This window comes from Sphingopyxis sp. OPL5 (genome assembly GCF_003797775.2).
Lineage (GTDB): Bacteria > Pseudomonadota > Alphaproteobacteria > Sphingomonadales > Sphingomonadaceae > Sphingopyxis.
Genome location: NZ_CP060725.1, coordinates 1306819 through 1325456, shown reverse-complemented (window position 1 = coordinate 1325456; position 18638 = coordinate 1306819). Strand labels below are relative to the sequence as shown.

Annotated in this window: 18 protein-coding genes and 1 tRNA gene; 12 read left to right on the top strand and 7 right to left on the bottom strand. The window is 66.4% G+C overall.

The annotated features are described in order from the left end of the window. Positions 1 to 118: 118 nt before the first annotated feature. The 5 genes from EEB18_RS06335 (at position 119) to EEB18_RS06315 (ending at position 5593) form a co-directional block, all read left to right on the top strand. Entirely contained in the window at positions 119 to 259 is a 141-nt protein-coding gene (locus EEB18_RS06335; protein ID WP_156377553.1) for a hypothetical protein, read from the top strand. Continuing rightward, positions 256 to 2067: a hypothetical protein gene (locus EEB18_RS06330; RefSeq protein ID WP_187142029.1), complete on the top strand. Its 1812-nt coding sequence runs from the start codon at positions 256 to 258 to the stop codon at positions 2065 to 2067. Before EEB18_RS06335 ends, EEB18_RS06330 begins: the two co-directional genes overlap by 4 nt. A 2-nt stretch (positions 2068 to 2069) precedes the next feature. Beyond that, the gene (locus EEB18_RS06325; protein WP_187142030.1) at positions 2070 to 3011 is read left to right on the top strand and encodes a tyrosine recombinase; all 942 of its coding nucleotides are present in this window, start codon (positions 2070 to 2072) and stop codon (positions 3009 to 3011) included. Between the two features lie 10 nt (positions 3012 to 3021). Beyond that, positions 3022 to 3969, top strand: coding sequence for an acetyl-CoA carboxylase carboxyltransferase subunit alpha (locus EEB18_RS06320; RefSeq protein WP_187142031.1), 948 nt, complete (start codon positions 3022 to 3024; stop codon positions 3967 to 3969). A 133-nt stretch (positions 3970 to 4102) separates the two neighbouring features. Continuing rightward, positions 4103 to 5593: a M48 family metalloprotease gene (locus tag EEB18_RS06315; protein WP_187142032.1), complete on the top strand. Its 1491-nt coding sequence runs from the start codon at positions 4103 to 4105 to the stop codon at positions 5591 to 5593. Between the two features lie 104 nt (positions 5594 to 5697). On the opposite strand, the gene EEB18_RS06310 is transcribed toward EEB18_RS06315, so the two are convergent. Together EEB18_RS06310 and EEB18_RS06305 are read right to left on the bottom strand one after the other, a co-directional pair. Further along, positions 5698 to 5862, bottom strand: coding sequence for a Flp family type IVb pilin (locus EEB18_RS06310; RefSeq protein ID WP_187142033.1), 165 nt, complete (start codon positions 5860 to 5862; stop codon positions 5698 to 5700). 146 nt (positions 5863 to 6008) lie between these two features. After that, complete coding sequence (locus EEB18_RS06305; protein ID WP_187142034.1) at positions 6009 to 6179, bottom strand: Flp family type IVb pilin; 171 nt, start codon at positions 6177 to 6179, stop codon at positions 6009 to 6011. Positions 6180 to 6440: 261 nt separating this feature from the next. On the opposite strand from EEB18_RS06305, the gene EEB18_RS06300 reads away from it, so the two are divergent. Continuing rightward, positions 6441 to 6824: a (deoxy)nucleoside triphosphate pyrophosphohydrolase gene (locus EEB18_RS06300; RefSeq protein ID WP_187142035.1), complete on the top strand. Its 384-nt coding sequence runs from the start codon at positions 6441 to 6443 to the stop codon at positions 6822 to 6824. Between the two features lie 4 nt (positions 6825 to 6828). Here EEB18_RS06300 and EEB18_RS06295 read toward each other — a convergent pair whose 3' ends face one another. Then, positions 6829 to 7680, bottom strand: a complete 852-nt coding sequence (locus EEB18_RS06295; RefSeq protein WP_187142036.1) for a methyltransferase domain-containing protein — start codon at positions 7678 to 7680, stop codon at positions 6829 to 6831. A gap of 24 nt (positions 7681 to 7704) precedes the next feature. Between EEB18_RS06295 and EEB18_RS06290 the strand changes: the two genes are divergently transcribed. The 4 genes from EEB18_RS06290 (at position 7705) to EEB18_RS06275 (ending at position 9463) form a co-directional block, all read left to right on the top strand. Then, positions 7705 to 8589 (top strand): ComF family protein, encoded by an 885-nt coding sequence (locus tag EEB18_RS06290; protein WP_262408146.1) that lies wholly within the window; start codon positions 7705 to 7707, stop codon positions 8587 to 8589. Between the two features lie 4 nt (positions 8590 to 8593). Beyond that, on the top strand, positions 8594 to 8854 hold the full coding sequence (gene grxC / locus EEB18_RS06285) for a glutaredoxin 3 (RefSeq protein WP_056343365.1): 261 nt from the start codon (positions 8594 to 8596) through the stop codon (positions 8852 to 8854). Between the two features lie 3 nt (positions 8855 to 8857). Then, a complete protein-coding gene (locus tag EEB18_RS06280; RefSeq protein WP_056343362.1) occupies positions 8858 to 9337 on the top strand; it encodes a DUF1178 family protein in 480 nt (159 codons plus the stop codon). 49 nt (positions 9338 to 9386) lie between these two features. Next, positions 9387 to 9463 (top strand) — tRNA-Arg (locus tag EEB18_RS06275). 228 nt (positions 9464 to 9691) lie between these two features. Here EEB18_RS06275 and EEB18_RS06270 read toward each other — a convergent pair. After that, positions 9692 to 12436: a TonB-dependent receptor plug domain-containing protein gene (locus EEB18_RS06270; RefSeq protein ID WP_187142037.1), complete on the bottom strand. Its 2745-nt coding sequence runs from the start codon at positions 12434 to 12436 to the stop codon at positions 9692 to 9694. A 181-nt stretch (positions 12437 to 12617) separates the two neighbouring features. Here EEB18_RS06270 and EEB18_RS06265 point away from each other — a divergent pair, with 181 nt between their 5' ends. Together EEB18_RS06265 and EEB18_RS06260 are read left to right on the top strand one after the other, a co-directional pair. Then, positions 12618 to 14558, top strand: coding sequence for an isoaspartyl peptidase/L-asparaginase (locus tag EEB18_RS06265; protein WP_187142038.1), 1941 nt, complete (start codon positions 12618 to 12620; stop codon positions 14556 to 14558). Continuing rightward, positions 14558 to 15004, top strand: a complete 447-nt coding sequence (locus tag EEB18_RS06260; protein ID WP_056343352.1) for an Lrp/AsnC family transcriptional regulator — start codon at positions 14558 to 14560, stop codon at positions 15002 to 15004. Before EEB18_RS06265 ends, EEB18_RS06260 begins: the two co-directional genes overlap by 1 nt. Before the next feature lie 86 nt (positions 15005 to 15090). Here EEB18_RS06260 and EEB18_RS06255 read toward each other — a convergent pair whose 3' ends face one another. The 3 genes from EEB18_RS06255 to EEB18_RS06245 are packed head-to-tail and all read right to left on the bottom strand — an operon-like array spanning position 15091 to position 18572. Continuing rightward, positions 15091 to 16635: an AMP-binding protein gene (locus tag EEB18_RS06255; RefSeq protein WP_187142039.1), complete on the bottom strand. Its 1545-nt coding sequence runs from the start codon at positions 16633 to 16635 to the stop codon at positions 15091 to 15093. 12 nt (positions 16636 to 16647) lie between these two features. Continuing rightward, complete coding sequence (locus EEB18_RS06250) at positions 16648 to 17769, bottom strand: DUF5938 domain-containing protein (RefSeq protein WP_187142040.1); 1122 nt, start codon at positions 17767 to 17769, stop codon at positions 16648 to 16650. 32 nt (positions 17770 to 17801) lie between these two features. Next, positions 17802 to 18572 carry an SDR family oxidoreductase gene (locus tag EEB18_RS06245; RefSeq protein WP_187142041.1) on the bottom strand — a complete coding sequence of 257 codons (771 nt, stop codon included), beginning with the start codon at positions 18570 to 18572 and terminating at the stop codon, positions 17802 to 17804. Between the last annotated feature and the right edge of the window lie 66 nt (positions 18573 to 18638).

Here is an 18638-nt window from a genome sequence, read left to right as displayed (position 1 = left end):
GGACCGCGCGGGACAATGGTTTTGCTGCGCCGCGCAAAACGGGCTTCTGGTCGGCAAAGGATGGCATTGGATATTGCGCAGGCGGGGCAGATCGGGGAAAGGCCGCTGGGTCGGTCGATTGGTCGTGTTCCTGTTGGTGCTGCTGGTTTTCTGGCTGCTGCTGATTTTCCTGGGCCGGCCGATCGAACCGCGAATGATTGAGGTGGATGTGACCGACAAGATTGCCGACAGCGCGACGCCCGAAAGCCGCCCGCAATGAAGACGCGGCTGGTATCGCTGACGCTGGGCCTGTCGGGCGCCGCTCTCGCCGCCGCGCTGGTCCTGCCCGCGCTCGCGCAGGAATCGCTGCTGCCCGAAGGTTTCGGCAATCCGGCCCCGACGCCAAGCCCGTCGCCGACCCCCGCGCCGACCGCGACACCGACCCCTTCGTCGACGCCGAAGGCCGGGCCGGTCGCCCCGACCGTTACCGCGACGCTCCCCGGCACCGCCACGACCGCGACTGCGACCGACGACGAGGAGCTCGAGGACGGCGAAGAGGTCGAACCCGGCACGCTGAAATACGACCTGCCGCCCGGTGCGCGGCGCCTGCTTACCCGCATCGGCCCGCTGACCCCGGAAACCGGCGGGCTTGGCCCCGACGCGTTCGGCGTGCGCGGCCAATATGCCGCCGCGATCATGCGTTCGACGCGCGGGCCGCTGGCGTCGCGCTGGGGCGCGATCCTGCTGCGGCGTTCGCTCGCCTCCGCGATCGACACCCCCGACACGATCAATGGCGCCGACCTCGCCGCCGACCGCGCTGGCTTGCTGCTGCGTATGGGCGAGGCGAGCGTCGCACGCACGATCGTCCAGTCGGTCGATTACGACCGCGCGAGTCCGCGGCTCGTCGCGACGGCGCAGCAGGTTTTCCTCGCCAACGCCGATCCCGCCGGCATGTGCCCCTATGTCCCCGCCGGCCTTGCGCATGGCGACGAACAGGCGTGGCGGCTCGCCGCCGGCATCTGTGCCGGCCTGTCGGGCGAGGCGGGTCCCGCCGGCTGGGCGATGAGCCGCGTGCGATCGAGCGGCAAGGTATCGAATTTCGACATTTTGCTCGCCGAACGCGTGCTCGGCGCGAGCGGCGCGGGCGGGCGTTCGATCACGATCCAGTGGGACAAGATCGACAAATTGACGAGCTGGCGCTTCGGCATGGCGACCGCGACCGCGACGCCGATTCCGGCGCCGCTGCGCGGCACCGCCACCCCGGCGATGCGCGCCTGGACCGTGCTCGCGCCGATGAGCGAGATGGCCGACCGCGTCGCCGCCGCGCCCGACGCCGCGGCACGCGGGGTGCTGTCGAGCGAAGCCTATGTCTCGCTGCTCAGCGCCGCGGCGAGCGACGAGGAGCCGCCCGAAAGCCTGGCTGCGCAGACCGACCTGTTGCGCAGTGCCTTTGGCGGCGAAACGGCGGCCGATCGCTATGCGGCGATGGAAAGCCTGTGGGGCCGAGGCAGCAATCCGGTCGATCGTTACGCGGCGCAGGTCGCGACCGCTCGCGCCGCCGCGGCGTTGCCGGTCGGCACCGCGGTCGGCAGCGATCCCTGGCAGCTGATCGGGTCGATGCTCGCGGGCGGTTACGACAATCGCGCGATCGATTGGGTGCCGACGGTCAATGTCGGCAGCCGCGCCTGGGGGGTCCTCGCGGTTGGATCGCCGCGCGCGCTCAACGGCACGACCGCGAGCGCGGTGTCGAGCTTTTCGGGCGATGACGACAGCGCCGATTATCAGCGTAGCAAGCTGCTGCTCGCGGGGCTGGCCGGTCTCGGGCGCATCGACAGCGGCCAGGCCGCGTCGGCGGCGAGCGATCTCGAGGTGAACCTCGGCAAGCAGACGCGCTGGACGCGCGCGATTTCGGACGCCGCAGCGCGCGGCGAACCGGGCATGGTCGCGCTGCTCGCGGCAGCGGGGATGCAGGGCGACTGGTCGACGATGCCGCCCTATCATCTCTATCATATCGTGAAGGCGTTGCGCGAAGTCGGGCTGGCGTCGGAGGCGCGGATGATCGCGGCCGAGGCGCTGGTTCGGGTCTGACCATGCGCGACGGCGACGCCGCGCTGATCGACCGTTTCCTCGAAATGATGGCCGCCGAACGCGGCGCGGCGCGCAACACGCTCGTCGCTTATCGCCGCGACCTGGAGCAGGCGGCAACGATGGCGCCGCACGGGCTGGCGGATGCCGACACCGACGCGCTGCGCACGATCATGGCTGGTTATCAATCACTTGCGGCGAGCAGCGCGGCGCGCAAATTGTCGGCACTGCGGCAATTTTACGCGTTCCTGCGCGACGAGGGCGAGCGGGCCGATGACCCGGCGCAGCCGCTGGCGCGGCCGACGACGCGGCGGCCCTTGCCGCGCATATTGACCCATGACGATGTCGAGCGCCTGTTCGCCCAGGCGGGCGGAGAGGCCGATGGGGCCGCGCCGCCCGCCGCCGCGGTGCGGATGTTGCTGCTGCTCGAACTGCTTTACGGTTCGGGGCTGCGCGCGAGCGAATTGGTGTCGCTGCCGCGGCGGGCGATCGCGGGCGAGCGGCTCTATCTGATCGTGCGCGGCAAGGGCGACAAGGAACGGCTGGTCCCGCTGTCGGAGCGTGCGCGGGGGGCGCTCGATCGCTGGCTGCCGTTGCTTGCCGACGGCGCGCCGTGGCTGTTCCCGTCGGGCAAGAGCCATGTTTCGCGCGTGCGCCTGTTCCAGATGCTGCGCGAGCTGGCGGCGCGCGCCGGGATCGATCCGACCGCTGTGAGCCCGCATGTGCTGCGCCACGCCTTTGCGACGCACCTGCTGGAGGGCGGCGCCGATCTGCGCGCGCTGCAACTGATGCTCGGCCACGCCGACATCGCGACGACCGAAATCTACACCCATGTCGACAGTCGTCGCCTCGTCGAACTCGTCAATCGCCGCCATCCGCTCGCGCGCATGGATGTCGGGACGGGCGGGGTGGCGGCGAACGTTGACGTTGCGACGCCATCGTCCTAACCGCGCACAGATGACAGCCTTTCTGGACTTCGAAAAACAGGTCGCGGCGCTTGATCGCCAGATTGCCGAATTGCGCGAAATGGGCGACGATCCGACGCTCAATATCGAGGGGGACATCGCGCGGCTCGAGGACAAATCCTCGAAGATGCTGCGCGATATCTATGCGAAGCTGACGCCCTGGCAAAAGACGCAGGTCGCGCGCCATCCCGACCGCCCGCATTTCAAACATTATGTCGCGGGGCTGTTCGACGACTGGATGCCGCTGGCCGGCGACCGCAATTTCGGCGACGATCAGGCGATCCTCGGCGGGCTCGCACGTTTTCGCGGTCGCCGCGTGATGGTGATCGGGCATGAAAAGGGCGACGATATCCCGTCGCGGATGAAGCATAATTTCGGCATGGCGAAGCCCGAAGGCTATCGCAAGGCGATCCGCCTGATGCAGCTCGCCGACCGCTTCGGGCTGCCGGTGATCACACTCGTCGACACCTCGGGCGCTTTTCCGGGGATCCAGGCCGAGGAACGCGGGCAGGCCGAGGCGATCGCGCGCTCGACCGAACAATGTCTGGCGCTCGGCGTGCCGATGATCGCGACAGTGGTCGGCGAAGGCGGATCGGGCGGCGCGATCGCGATCGCCGCGGCGAACCGCGTGCTGATGTTCGAACATGCCGTCTATTCGGTGATTTCGCCCGAAGGCTGCGCGTCGATCCTGTGGCGCACCGCCGACAAGGCGGCCGACGCGGCGGCGGCGATGAAAATGACGCCCGAGGATCTGCTGGCGCTGAAGATCATCGACCGCATCGTTCCCGAACCCGTTGGCGGCGCGCATCGTGCGCCCGAAATCGCGATCAAGGCGCTGGGCGACGCGATCGCGCAGGAACTCGATGCGCTGTCGGGGCTGCCGCGCGACAAGATTCTCGCGGCGCGCGAGGAGAAGTTCCTCGCCATGGGCCGCGCCTAGACGGCATCTTTCCGGAACCCGATCGCGGGCCCGACGTTTTCCTGTCAATTGCCTGAGCCGGATGTTCATGGCGCGTCTTTTCGTGCGCGGATATAGGCTTATGGTATCGCGGACAGGACCAAGGGAGATCAACATGACCCGGACGAAATTGGCGATGGCGGCGTTGCTCGCCAGTGCGGTGACGATCGGCGGTATCGCCGATGCGAAGACCAAGACGATCAAGACGGCGACCAGCATCACCGCAAGCGAGCGCAAGCAGGGAAGCGACGCGCACCCCGAACTGGTGCAGGAGTTCGGCGGCACCTACGCCGGACCGCAGGCCGCCTATGTCGGGCGCGTCGGACAGGCTATCGCGGTGCAATCGGGCCTTTCGAACGCGCGTAGCGACTTCACCGTCACCCTGCTCAATTCGCCGGTCAACAACGCTTTCGCGATTCCCGGCGGTTATATTTACGTCACGCGTCAGCTGATGGCGCTGATGAACGACGAGGCCGAACTCGCGGGCGTGCTCGGCCACGAGGTCGGCCATGTCGCGGCCCAGCATAGCAAGAAGCGGCAGTCGGCGGCGACGCGCAATTCGATCCTCGGCGTCCTCGCCGGCGTGCTCGGCGGCGCGATCGGTGACAATGGCGGGCTGCTCGGTGGTCTCGGCGGGCTGCTTCAGAACAATGCCATGAAGGTCGCACAGCTCGCGACCCTGGGATTCTCGCGCAGTCAGGAACTTGAGGCCGATCAACTGGGCGTCCAGTATCTGCGCAAGGCGGGCTATGATCCGCTGGCGCTGTCGACCGTGCTCGCCAGCCTCGCCAACCAGACCAACCTCGATGCCCGCCTGTCGGGCGGCGATGCGCGCGCGCTGCCCGAATGGGCGAGCACTCACCCCGACCCGGCCTCGCGCGTGCGCAACGCCCAGACGCTCGCTTCGGGTGCGGGAACCGGCGGCGTGCGCAACGCCGATGCCTTCCTCGCGTCGGTCGACGGCGTGCTCTATGGCGACGATCCGGCGCAAGGTGTCGTCGAGGGCAATGAATTCCTCCACCCCGACCTGCGGCTGAAATTCGCGGTGCCGAGCGGTTACGGGATGCAGAATGGCGCGGCCGCCGTGTCGGTCAGCGGCACCGGCGGGCAGGCGCAGTTCACGACGGCTGCGTATAACGGCGACATGAATGCCTATGTCGCCGCGGCGTTCAAATCGGTGGCGGGCAACACCGCGCTGACACCCAGCAGCATCCAGCGCACGACGGTGAACGGCATCCCCGCTTATACTTCGACCGCGCGGGCGAACACCCAGTCGGGGCAGGTCGACGTCACCGTCTTTGCCTATGAATTTTCGCGGACGAGCGCGTTTCACTTCGTCGCACTGACCAAGGCGGGCGGCGGCAGCGTGTTCAATACGATGTACAACAGCGTCCGGCGCCTCAGCACGGCGGAAGCCACCGCGATCAAGCCGCGCCGCATCGATGTGGTAACGGTCGGCCGCGGCGACACCGTTGCGACGCTGGCGCGGCGTATGGCGTACAGCAATTACCAGACCGAGCGGTTTCAGGTGCTCAACCGGCTGACCGCGACAAGCCGTCTGACGCCGGGGCAGAAGGTCAAGATCGTGGTGTATGCGAGCCGCTGAACCGGCGCGGACTTTTCGACCGGACAGCAAAAAGGGCGGTGGATTGTTCCACCGCCCTTTCTATTGGATTGCCGACCGGCGGACCGGTCGGCGAAATCGCAATATTAGCTTTCGAGCGCGGTGTTCACGTTGTTGAACGTGCCGCTGACGCTCTTGCCGACCGAGGTCATCGCGGTGATGCCGGCGACGGCGATCAGAGCGGCGATCAGGCCGTATTCGATGGCGGTCGCGGCCTTGGTGTCGCGAACGAATTTCTTGAGAAACTTCATGTCTGGTCTCCTGATAAGTCACTTACCCTGTTGACGGTCTGGTCGGGTCAACATTTGCGGTTCTACGGCGAATTGGTTTTGAATTTCTTAATGCGTCGGAGGCTCTTGGCGTCTTTCGTCAGTCCCATTATCGGACAGACCGAATCTCACATCGCTTCGGTCGAAGCGGTCGATACATTGTTCCACATGGCGATCGTCGACGATCCGACATTCGATATCGCGGTCATCGCCGCAATGAAGATCAGGGCCAGTATCAGCCCATATTCAACAGCCGTCGCGGCGCTGGTCGACCGCAGCAACTTGGCAATCTTGGTCATCGTTCTGCCCCTGCCTTGTGCCAGGTTCAGGACCCCTGAATTGCCGGACGGATCGCCCATGGCGCCTGACGTGCGCGCGATGCGGCACTGGTCCGTGCCGGATATCGCGTCATGGGTCCGAGACGATAGAATCGTTCGAACCTCGGCCGTGCAATTCGGGGATTCTGGTCCTAGAGTTCCCGAGGATTCCGGATTTCGCATATCAGGGTTAATAATTTGTCCTCTGCTACATCGATAAAAGCCGCCGAAAACTGTCTCATTGTGGTCGCCGCGGCGCTGGTCGATCGCGACGGGCGGGTGCTCGTCCAGCAACGTCCCGAAGGCACGGCGATGGCCGGTTTGTGGGAGTTTCCGGGCGGCAAGATCGACCCCGGCGAGACCCCCGAGGCGGCGTTGATCCGCGAACTCGACGAGGAACTGGGAATCGTGGTCGATCATGCCTGCCTGGCCCCCGCCTGTTTCGCGAGCGAACCGCTGGGCGACCGGCATTTGCTGCTGCTCGTTTATGCGCTGCGCAAATGGCAAGGCGTGCCGGTGGCGCAGCACGCCACGGCGCTGCGCTGGGTGCGGCCGGTCGAGCTTTACGGCCTCGACATGCCGCCCGCCGACCGCCCGCTGATCGGGCTGCTCGAAACCTTGCTCTAGGACCCTAGTCTTTCGGTTTCAGCGCGTCGGCGAGTGACGCGGTGCCGCTGCCGCGTCGCGCGGGTTTGGGCTGATCGGGATGCGGTGCCCAGCCGCTGAAATGGATCAGTCGGAAATGTTCGGCGACGCGGCCGTCGGGGTCGGCCTGCGCCGCAAAGGCGACCGCGATGCGCGCCGCCTCTTCGCGCGTCAACGGCGGCGGCGCGGGGGATAGCCGGCTCGACAGGCCTGCGGCGCGTAGATCGCGGACGAGCGCGAACCAGTCGCCATAGCGCACGCTTAGCGCGTCGACGTCGACCACCGGCATGGTGAAACCGGTGCGCTGGAGCAGATTGCCCATCGCCGCGAGGTCGATCTGTGGATGCAGGCGGGCGATCGAGCGCACCCCGTCGGTCATCACCGCGCGCCGTAGTCGCGCCAGGCTGCCGTCGCCGACGAAGGCGCCGAGCAGCAAGCCATCGGGCGCGAGCAGCGCGCGCAACCGAACGAGCGCTCCGGGCACGTCGTTGACGCTGTCGAGTCCGCCGGGCCAGACGATCAGATCGAAACTGGCGAAGGGCAGGTCGATCGCATCGGCCTCTCCCACGATCGCGCCCGTCGCGGCGGCCAGTGCCGGCCCCGCCTCGAATATCGTCAATTCGGTGCCCGTCGCGCGCAGATGGTCGGCGAGCGCGCCGTCATGGGCACCGATCAGCAGGGTTCGCGGGAAGCGGCGCGTCACCATCGACAGGCGGTCGAGCAGCGTTTCGGCGATGATCGGCGCGAGAAAATTGGCCTCGGCGGGCAGGTGCGCCAGGCGATCGCGCTGGGCGCGGTGGCGCGCGGAGGAAAAAAGCGGGGCGGGGGGCTGCGACATGCGGCGCTTGTGCCGCCTCGTGCGATGCTTCACAAGTCGGACATGGCGAGCGCGGCGGTGCAGGTCGAGAGCGAAACGCCGGCGCGGGCGGCAAGCCTGCTGCGCGGCCTCCGCGACGCGGGCCGGGCGATCGTCGACTATGCCCTGCCGCCGCGCTGTCCCGCCTGCGGGATCATCGTCGCGGGCGACCGGCAATTCTGCCTGGCCTGCTGGCAATCGCTCGATTTCCTCGATGGTCCCGCCTGCGCCCGCTGTTCGATCCCCCTGCCGCGGGCGCTGGCGGGCGCCGATTTGCACTGCGGCGCCTGTGTCGCGAATCCGCCGCCCTTCGATGGCGCTCCGGCGGCGGTCGCTTATGGCCCCGCGGCGCGCACCGTCGCGCTGCGGCTCAAATATGGCCGGCGGCTCGGTCATGCCCGGCTGATGGCGCGCCTGATGGCGCGGCCGTTGACGACCCTGGCGGACGGGGGAGAGGCGCTGCTCGTGCCGATCCCGCTCCACCGCCGGCGGCTCTGGTCGCGCGGGTTCAACCAGGCGGCGCTCGTCGCCGACGAACTGACGCGGCTGACCGGCGCCCCGCACGATCATCATCTGTTGCTGCGCGCCAGGGCGACCGCGTCGCTGCGCGGCAAGTCCCGGCGCGAGCGCGAGAAGATCGTCGCGGGCGCGTTTGCGCTGGCCCCCGATGCCAAGGCGAGAGCCGCGGGACGTCACCTGATCCTGATCGACGATGTCCATGCCAGCGGGGCGACCTTGCGCGCCGCCGCCAGGGCGCTCCGGCGCAGCGGTGCGGTGCGCGTTTCGGCGCTCAGCTGGGCGCGGGTCGTCCCCGAAGCGCTGATGACCGGCAACATATTTGACTTTGCCACGTTGGATTCCGATATCAGCGATCAGATCATGACAGGATAGCCATATGGCCAAAATCGAAGTCTTTACGAAATTTTTCTGCCCTTACTGCTCGCGCGCGAAGGCGCTGCTCGACCGCAAGGGCGCCGACTATCAGGAAATCGACCTGACGATGGATCGCGCGGGGTTCGAAGCGATGGTCGAACGCGCCGGCGGCAGCCGCACGGTGCCGCAGATTTTCATCGACGGCCGCCATATCGGCGGCAGCGACGATCTTGCCGCGCTCGATGCGAAGGGCGGGCTCGATCCGCTGCTCGGAACGGCCTGACCTTTGATCGTCTTCGATCTTTGCTGCGCCGCCGGCGACCACCGGTTCGAGGCCTGGTTCGCCAGCAGCGATAGCTTTGCCGGTCAGCAGGCGCGCGGTCTGATCGCCTGCCCGATCTGCGGCGACAGCGATGTGCGGAAAGCGGTGATGGCGCCGCGCATCGGGGCGAAGTCGAACCAGCTTGCCGCGCCGTCGGCTCCGGCGCTGACCGAGGCCCAGCACGGCCATGCCGGTGAAATTTCGCCCGAACTCGTCCGCAAGGTGATGGCGGGGATCGCGGCGAAACAGGCCGAGATGCTGCCGCAGTCGCGCTGGGTCGGCCGCGACTTCGCCGACGCGGCGCGCGCGATGCACGAAGGCCGCGCCGCCGAGGACCTGATCCATGGCCAGACCTCGCCCGAGGAAGCTCAGTCGCTACGCGACGACGGCATCGCGGCGATGCCGTTGCTCGTTCCCTTCGTGCCGCCCGATGCGCTGAATTGATCGCTGCCGATTGACGCTTTGCGGGCCACGCCGCTACACGGACGGCGGCGCACCCGTAGCTCAGCAGGATAGAGCATCAGATTCCTAATCTGGGGGCCACAGGTTCGAATCCTGTCGGGTGCACCACTTCGCTCGTCGTCGCGATCATTTTACAGCTTCGACCCGATTTCGGTCGCGGCGGGCCGCGCCGACGCGCATCGCGCCGCTGACAGCGGCGATCGTTTCGGTCTCCGCCATGCCGCTCTCGATCGAAACGCCCGGGGTAAGGCCGGGGGTGGAGAGCCAAGCAAAAAAGCTGGCTCGCCACAACCGGCCCATAACCGCCGCGCTAGCGAAGGATCGGTTCGAAAGCCTTCAGAGTGCCGAACCGCCGAGCTTGTAGGTAAGCTGCAGAAACACGCTACGCCCGACGCTGTCGAACCAGCTGGTGTTGTAATAGGGATAGCTCGACCAGGTCGGGTCTTTCACCGGGTTGGTGTCGAACAGGTTCCGGATCGTCAGCGACCCGCGCATATGATCGGTGAAATCATATTGCAGCGTCGCGTTGAACAGGTAGCTCGCCTTCAGGAACGCGTCCTCGTCATAATTGGGCAGCTTGCCGAGGCGGGTGCCCGAGAAAGTGAGCTGCAATCCATCGCTGGCCCAGGTGATGCTGGCGTTGGACTTGTCGCGCGGCAGATAGAAACCGCTGTCGAACGCCAGCTTGTTCTCGATCGGATCGCCCGGATATTGCTGGAAGCTGTGCTTGAACACATGACTGTGCGCGAGCGACAGGGTGAAATCGCCGAAGCTGGTGGGCAAGGTGCCGCGGAAGGCGATGTCGATACCGCTGGTCTTTTCGCGCGCAATATTGATCGGGTTGACGCGGATCGATTCGATCTGTCCCGCGAAGCTGCCGCCGGTGAAGCGCGACACGCGCGCGATCGCGTCCTGGCAGGTCGGCGAGGCCGGATCGAGTTCGGTGTTGCCATTGGCGTCGGGCCGGCAGGCGGCCTCGTCGCGCGCGATCTGGTCGATGCTGAGGTCGTCGACCTGATTGTCGAGCGAGACGCGGAAATAGTCGACCGACAGGTGCAGGCGGCTCGACGGAGCGAAGACGATACCGGCGGTCAGCGTCTTGCCCGTTTCGGCCTTGAGGTCGCGGTTGCCGGTCCGGTTCACGACGACGCCGGTGCCCGAATAGCTGCAGTCGCCGATGTCTTCGTCGGGTTCTTCGATGCCGCAGAGGTAATAATCGTCGACGCCGCTCGACACATTACCCGGTCCGGTGAACACATAATGGAGGTCGGGCGCGCGGAACGCGGTGCCATAGGCGGCGCGGAACAACAGGCTGTCCATCGGCCGCACTTCAAGGCCGCCATTATAGGTGAATTTGCCGACGTTGCGGCCCGCAAAGCCGAAGCGGTCATAGCGCCCGGCGCCGGTCACCGTCACGAAATCGAGCACCGGCACGCGCAATTCGCCGCCCAGGGCGGCGTGGCTGCGCTTGCCCTCGCCATCGCTGTCCTTCCAGCTGTAATAATAGTCGGTGAGCGCCAGCGGATCGGGGCGGAGATTATAGCCCTGCTTGCCATATTCGGCGACCATCGCGAAGCCGACCGGGCCGGCGGGCAGTTCGAACAGCTCACCGTTGGTAAGCGTCGCCTGCAAATTGTTGGTCCACGCGTAAGGGCGATAGACGGTGTCGGCCGAAATGCTTTCATATTCGGCGCGCGTCAGCGGCGTGTAGAGCCGCGCCGGGTCGGCGTTATAGATCGGATAGCCGCTGTCCTCGTCGAAGCCGACCCGGTCGCCGAGGAACAGCTTCTGCGCCTTGCTGTTGATGATCTGCGGCCAGCGAACGGTCGACTGGTAGCGGCTGTAATTGAACGACAGCTCGTAATTCCATTTATCGGCAACCGTGCCGCGGATGCCCGGCGTGATGCTGTAGGTCGTCTGCTTGATCCGCTGCAGCTCGAACCCGCCGGTTTCTTCCGGCGTGAACTGGCGCGACCAATCTTCGAGCTGGTCGGTGAAGCTGTTGTAGAAATAATTGTCGGCGCTCGAAGACGATTGTTCGAACGCCCAGGCGGTGACGTCGTACATCAGCCGCACCTTGCTGATCCCGAACTGGAAGTCGGTGAACAGCTTGGCATTGTCCGACAGCTCGTATGACATGGTGCCAAAGCTGTTGAAGCCCTTGCGCCCCGAAATGATCGTCCCATAGGCGATCGATTGCTTGCTGCCGCAGAAATCGCCGTAGCGCGGACGGTTATATTGCTGGATCGTGCCCATGTTGAGTCCCGACAGCGCGGCGCAGGCGCCCGGCGGCGGGGTGATATAGTCGACATTGTCGTCGATGCGCAGGAAGGTGCGCCGCGCCAGCGTGTTCACCGGATTGTCGTCGGTGCTGTCCTGGATGCCGCGGTCGAACGCCCACAGCGGCCGCTGGTCGATATATTCGATCCCGCCGGCGATGTTGAACCGATCGGTCGACCAGCCGCCCGTCGCGGTGACGCGGTGCGACATGCCGCCGCCATGCTCGGTGCGCCCGTGGCGATAGTCGAGCGTGATGCCGTCGAGCTTTTCCTTCATCTTGAAGTTGACGACGCCGGCGATCGCGTCCGAGCCATAGATCGCCGACCCCGCGCCGCTCAGGATTTCGACCTTGTCGATCAGGCTGACGGGGATGTTCGAAATGTCGGTGAAGTTGCTGCGCCCGATATAGGGCAGCGGGAAATCGGCGATGCGGCGCCCGTTGATCAGCACCAGCGTATGGTTGGGGCCGAGACCGCGCAGGTCGACCTGCTGCGCACCGGGGGTGAAGTCGGCGCTGCTGCCCGATTGCGGGCTCTGCGTTTCGCCACTGTTCTGCGTCATCGCGGCGAGCAATTCGGGGACGCTGGTATAGCCGTTGGCGCGGATCGTATCGGAATCGATCGTCGTGACCGGCGACGGCCCCTGGTCGCGGATCGTGGGAATGCGCGACCCGGTGACGATGATTTCCTCGCTGCCCGCCTCGGCGGAGGCCTCCTGCGCAAAGGCCGGCGCGGACAGCGCCGGCACGCAAACGCCCAACGCCAGCAGAACCCGCATCGGACGCCTCGAGAAATTCGTCATCATACAACCCCTTGTTTGCCCGGCTCGACTCGATGCCCTACGCGCCCCGCGTACCGGATGTTTCGCGCATCCCACCAGAAAGCGTCGATAATTTCAATCAATATGTCGAATCTGGAAATCATATTGTCTTTTCAGGTCGACATTATGTAACATCCGCTCGTTCATTGGGAGAAGGAAAGCCATGCTGCGCGCGTTCATCAGGGGAATCCGGCTGCTGTCGATCGCGATGCTCGGTATCGCCCTGACCCCGGCCGCCGCGAAGGAGGCGAAGGAAAAGCCCGTCGAACATTATGTTTTCGGCAAGCTCGACACCCCGACTCCCGGCCCCGTGTCGGGCGGGCTGCTGCTGATGGGCGGCGGCGACCGCAATATCGACGCGATGAAATGGTTCTTCGGCAAAGCCGGGCGCGGCCATATCGTCATCATCAGCGCCTCTTATGGCGAGGAGATGGGCAAGGAATTCTTCGACGAGATCGGCGGCATCGAGTCGGCCGAAATCTTCGTCTTCCACGCGCGCTCGCAATCGACCGACAAGAAGATCCTCGCCCGGCTGCGCAAGGCCGACGGCATCTTCATCGCCGGCGGCGACCAGGCGCGCTACGTCCGCTACTGGCGCGGCACCCCGGTCGCCGAGATTCTCGACGCGCATGTCGCGGCGGGCAAGCCGCTCGCCGGGACCAGCGCCGGGCTGGCGATGCAGGGCGAAAAACTTTATGGCGCGATGGACGACGGCAGCATCCGGAGTCCCGAGGCGCTTGCCGACCCGCTCGGCCCCGCCAACACGATCGAGGGCGATTTCCTCCATCTCGCGCTCTTGAAAGGCGTCGTCACCGACACCCATTTCAAGGAGCGCGAGCGGCTCGGCCGCCTCTTCGCCTTCGTCGCCAAGGCGCAGGTCGGGCGCGACCCCGCGCTGCCTCCGATGCTCGGCCTCGGCGTCGATGAAAGCGCCGCGCTGGCGGTCGAACCCGACGGCCGCGGGCGGATCTATGCGACCGCGCCCGACGGCTATGCCTGGGTCGTCGACGGCGGCGGGCTGAAAGACGTCACTGCCGGCCGCCCGCTTGACGCGCCGCGTGTGAAGGTGACGGGGGTGGGCCCGAACTCGGTGATCCACCTGCCCTCGGGCCGCGTCGACAATCCGGTGTTCGAGCGCCACTATGCCGCGCGCGCCGGGGCGATCGCCGAAGTGCCGCGCTGGTCGCTCGCGATCCATGGCGGCGCCGGGGTGATCGAACGCGGATCGCTGTCGCCCGAAAAGGAGGCCGCCTATCGCGCCGGTCTCGACGAGGCGCTGCGCGCCGGCAGCGCCGTGCTCGACAAGGGCGGCCCCGCGCTCGACGCGGTCGCCGCGGCGGTGCGCGTGCTCGAGGACAATCCGCTGTTCAACGCCGGGCGCGGCGCAGTCTTCACCGCCGAGGGCAAGAATGAACTCGACGCGGCGATCATGGACGGCAAGACGCAAAAGGCCGGCGCGGTCGCCGGGGTCACCCGCACCCGCCACCCGATCGACCTCGCGCGGGCGGTGATGGACCGGAGCCCGCACGTCATGCTGGCGCGCGACGGCGCTGACCGTTTTTCGGTCGAGCAGGGGCTGGAACAGGTCGACCCCAGCTGGTTCCGCACCGAGGAGCGCTGGCAGCAATTGCTGGCCTGGCGCAAGAAGCAGCAGGCGGCGATCGATCCCACCCATTTGTTCGGCACCGTCGGTGCGGTCGCGCTCGATGCCGAGGGCCATCTCGCCGCTGCGACCTCGACCGGCGGCATGACCGGCAAGCGCTGGGGCCGCATCGGCGATTCGCCGATCATCGGCGCGGGCACCTATGCCAAGGACGGCCAATGCGCGGTGTCGGCGACCGGGTCAGGCGAATATTTCATCCGTGAAAGCGCGGCGCGCCAGCTCTGCGATCGCGTTGCGTGGAAGGGCGAGAGCCTGAAGGATGCGGCGCAGGCGACGATCTTGGCGGTCGGCGCGATCGGCGGTGACGGCGGGCTGATCGCGATGGGCCCCGACGGCGACCCCGCCTTCGCCATCAACGACCTCGGCATGTATCGCGGGCGGATGAGCGCCGGGCAGACCCCGCAAACCGCGATCTTCGCCGACGAAAAGCTGGCCGACTGATGGCCAGCGGGGGCGTCACGCTCGACGAGATCGACGAACGCCTGCTGACCCTGCTCCGCGACGACGCCCGCCAGACGATCGCGCAGCTCGCCAAGGAATTGGGCATCTCGCGCGGGCAAATCTATTCGCGCCTGGCGCGGCTGGAGGAAGGCAAAGTCGTCGCGGGCTACACCGTGCGGCTCGGCCATGCTTTCTCGGCAAGCCGGGTCCGAGCGCATATGATGATCAAGACGCTGCCCCGCTTTCACCGTGAGGTCGAGCAGGCGCTCGCTGCGCTGCGGCAGGTTCAGGCGGTCCACGCGATCAGCGGAGAATATGATATCATTGCGATGCTCGAGGCCGAGGACGGCGTCCAACTCAACGAGCTGATCGACGATGTCGGCCTCCTTGAAGGTGTCGAACGCACGACCACGTCGGTCATTCTCGCCACCAAGATCGAGCGATAGTTTAGAGCGAGTTCGCCGATTTTATCGAAAGCTATTGAGAGCGGCGCCGGAAACCGGGCGACGGCGCGTGATCGCCGCTGGTCCGGTCAGCCGTCGTTGGCCGCCGCCAGTTTCTGCGCGCGAATATCCTTCTTGAGCACCTTGCCGACCTTCGATCGTGGCAGATCGGTCCAGATTTCGAGGGTCTTCGGCGCCTTGACGCTGCCGATCGCCGCCTTGACCGATGCGATGATGTCGGCCGGGTCGGCGCTTTGCCCCGCGCGCAATTGCACGACGGCGCAGACGCGCTCACCCCATTTGTCGTCGGGCAGGCCGAACACCGCGCTGTCCTGCACCGCCGGATGCGCGAGCAGCGCCGCCTCGACCTCGGCCGAATAGACGTTGAAGCCGCCGGTGATGATCATGTCTTTGGCGCGGTCGACGATGAACAGGAAATTGTCGGCATCGAGATAGCCGATGTCGCCGGTGCGGTGCCAGCCGTTCACCGTCGCCTCGGCGGTCGCAGCCGCGTTCTTGTAATAGCCATCCATGACCAGCGAGCCTTTGACGACGATCTCGCCGCGTTCGCCCTGCGGTAGCTCCTTGCCATCGCTATCGATGATCGCGACCCGGACCAGCGGCCCCGGCCTGCCCGCCGATGACAGGCGGTGGCGCGCGACCGATCCGTCGGGGTTGAAATGATCCCGGGGCGCCATCATCGAAATCATCATCGGTGCCTCGGTCTGGCCGAAGAGCTGCGCCATCACCGGGCCGATTTTCTCGATCGCCTCCTCCAGCCGGACGGCGGAAATCGGCGCGGCGCCGTACCAGAAGCATCTCAGCGACGAGAGGTCGGTCGCGGGCAGCGCGGGGTGGTCGAGCAGCATGTAGATCAAGGTTGGCGGCAGGAATGTGTGCGTTGCGCGGTGCTGTGAAGCGAGCGACAGGAATTCGCCGATATCGGGATAGGGCATGATCACGACTTCGCCGCCATGCGCGAGAATCGGGAAGGCGAGCACGCCCGCCGCGTGGGTGAGCGGCGCCATCGCGAGATAGATGGGGCGGCCCTCGAACGGATAGCCCATCAGGGTGAGCGCGGTCATCGCCTCGAGATTGCGATTGGTCAGCATCACCCCCTTGGGATGGCCGGTGGTGCCGCCGGTGCCGGGGAGCATCGCGAGGTCGCTGACCGGGTCGGCGGTGAAGGGACTGTTGTCGATGCCCGCCAGCCACTCCGCCAGCGAAGGCGCGAAGGGCTGTTCGGCGTCGAGGCAGACGAGCAGTTTCAGCTTGGGCAATTGCCCGCGCAGTTCGTCGACGAGATCGGCGAACTTCGAATGGAAGATCAGCGCGGTGCAATCGAAATTGTCGAGAACGAAGGCGTTTTCGGCCGCTTCGTTGCGCGGGTTGATCGGGCACCACACCGCGGCGGCGCGCGTGATGGCGAAGACGCAGGCGAAGGCGGTCGGGTCGTTGCCCGACAGGATCGCGACATGCTGGCCCGGCGATATCCCCGAGGCGTTCAGCCCCCGCGCGACGCGGTGGGTGAGCGCCTGCACATCCGCATAGGACAGGCTCTGCCCGTTCATCGTCAGGCAGGGGGCATCGGCGCCCAGCGACGCCCCCTTGTCGAGCCAGTCGACCAGCCGCATCAGGCGCTCTGGTCAGTCATGGACCGTGACGATCGGTTTCAGCACCAGCCCGAACTGGCGCAGGCTGCCGAGGATTTCGCGGTGTCCGAAGGCCTGGCAAGCCGAGGCGAAGCCGGTGCGGCGCGGCGCCTGTTGCAGCAAATTCGCCGCCGCCCAGGCCTGCATCAGCCCGGTCTGCTTGTAATTGCAATTGCCGTGGATCAGCACATGGACGCGGCCGAGCGGGCCCGAGGCATAGACCGAGTCGATGCTGGTGTTGAGCCGCGGATTCTCGCGCGGTGGCATGTCGCCCTGCACCGATTCCGCCATTTTTGCGAGCGCCGCCTCTTGTTCGGCAAAGGGTAGCGGCTTGATGTCGGTGTCGATCATCTTGGTCATCGCGACGACATTGTCCATGACCTCGCGCGCGAAGACGCCGCCATAGACCTTGACCGTCGAGACGCGCGGATCGGTCTTGAACCAGATCGGGTGCGAAGTGCCGCCCCAGGGCAGGGTGAGCGCGGTGGCATGCTGGCCCGGCACCTGGCATTCGGTCGTCGTCAGCGTCGGCCACTGAACATATTGGTTGTTCTCGAGATAATACCAGTCGGCCTTGAGGATCGTGAAGATCGTCTGGACCGAGGCATAGGTCGGGAAGCCTTTCCACAGCACCAGCATGTCGAGCGTGTCGAGGCCGGGCATGGTTTCGAGCGCGATATTCGCCGCGATTTCGCCGGTCGTGTACATTTGCGCGACGCAGGGCGAGAGGAGGAGGCCCTTCTTGGCGAAGGCGTCGCCCCATTTTTCCTGCGCGAGCAGCATCCAGTCCTGTTCGCCGGTCGTGTCGAGATAGTGGCAGCCGGCGGCGAGTGCAGCTTCGACCGTCTCGGGCCCATATTTGATGAAGGGGCCGACCATGTTGCACACGACCTGCGCGCCCTTGAACAGCTTGGTCAGCGCCGCGACATCATGCTCGACCTCGGCGACCTCATAGTCGGCGGTCTCGATGCCGGGAACCTTGTCCATCACCTCTTGCACACGCTTGGCGTCGCGCCCGGCGGCGATGAACGGGATGCCGAGTTCGCGCAGATATTCGCAGACGAGGCGGCCGGTGTAGCCCGAGGCGCCATAGACGATGACCGGCTTCTTGCTCATGTCATTATTCCCTAGTTTGAAAGAGTTGGAGATCAGATCGCGGTGTAGCCGCCGTCGACGATCAGCTCGCTGCCGCACATGTAAGCGGCATCGTCGCTGGCGAGGAACAGCAGCGGACGGGCGATTTCGCGCGTCGTTGCCATACGGCCGAGCGGGATCGCGCCGACTGTCGCCGCCGCAAAATCGCCGGCGGCGTCGCCAAGGCTGCCGACCGCGTCGGCGACCAGCTTGGTCTCGCAATAGCCGGGGTGGAGCGAGTTGATTCGTACCGGCCAGCCCTTGCGCGCGCAATCGACCGCCGCGGCCTTGGTGAACATCGCGACCCCGGCCTTGCTGGCGTTATAGGCGGGGAAGAGCGGCTCGGCGACATTGGCGGCGATCGAGGCGACGTTGACGATCACGCCGCCCCTGTCCTTCATCGCCGCGATCCCGGCACGGGTGCCCAGGAAAACGCTCTCCAGATTGACCGCCATCAGCCGCTGCCATTCGCCGAGGCTGGTATCGACGACCGATTTCAGGAACCCCATGCCGGCGTTGTTGACGAGGATGTCGAGCCCGCCCTCGCGCGCGACGATATCGGCGATCTGCACGCCCCACGCGGCCTCGTCGGCGACGTCCTGCCGCCGCGCCTCGGCCTTGTGCCCCTCGGCGCGGATCGCGGCGGCGGCAGCCTCCGCCTCGTCGCCGTCGATATCGGTGATCGTCACCGATGCGCCTTCGCGGGCGAATTCCTGTGCCGCCGCCAGCCCGATGCCGCGCGCGGCGCCGGTGATCAGCACGCTCTTGCCTGTAAACCGCATCATCGGATGCTCCTTGCCTGGTCGGGGGTGGGACCGGCGGGCGGGAGGAGGGGTGCCCGCCGGTCCCCG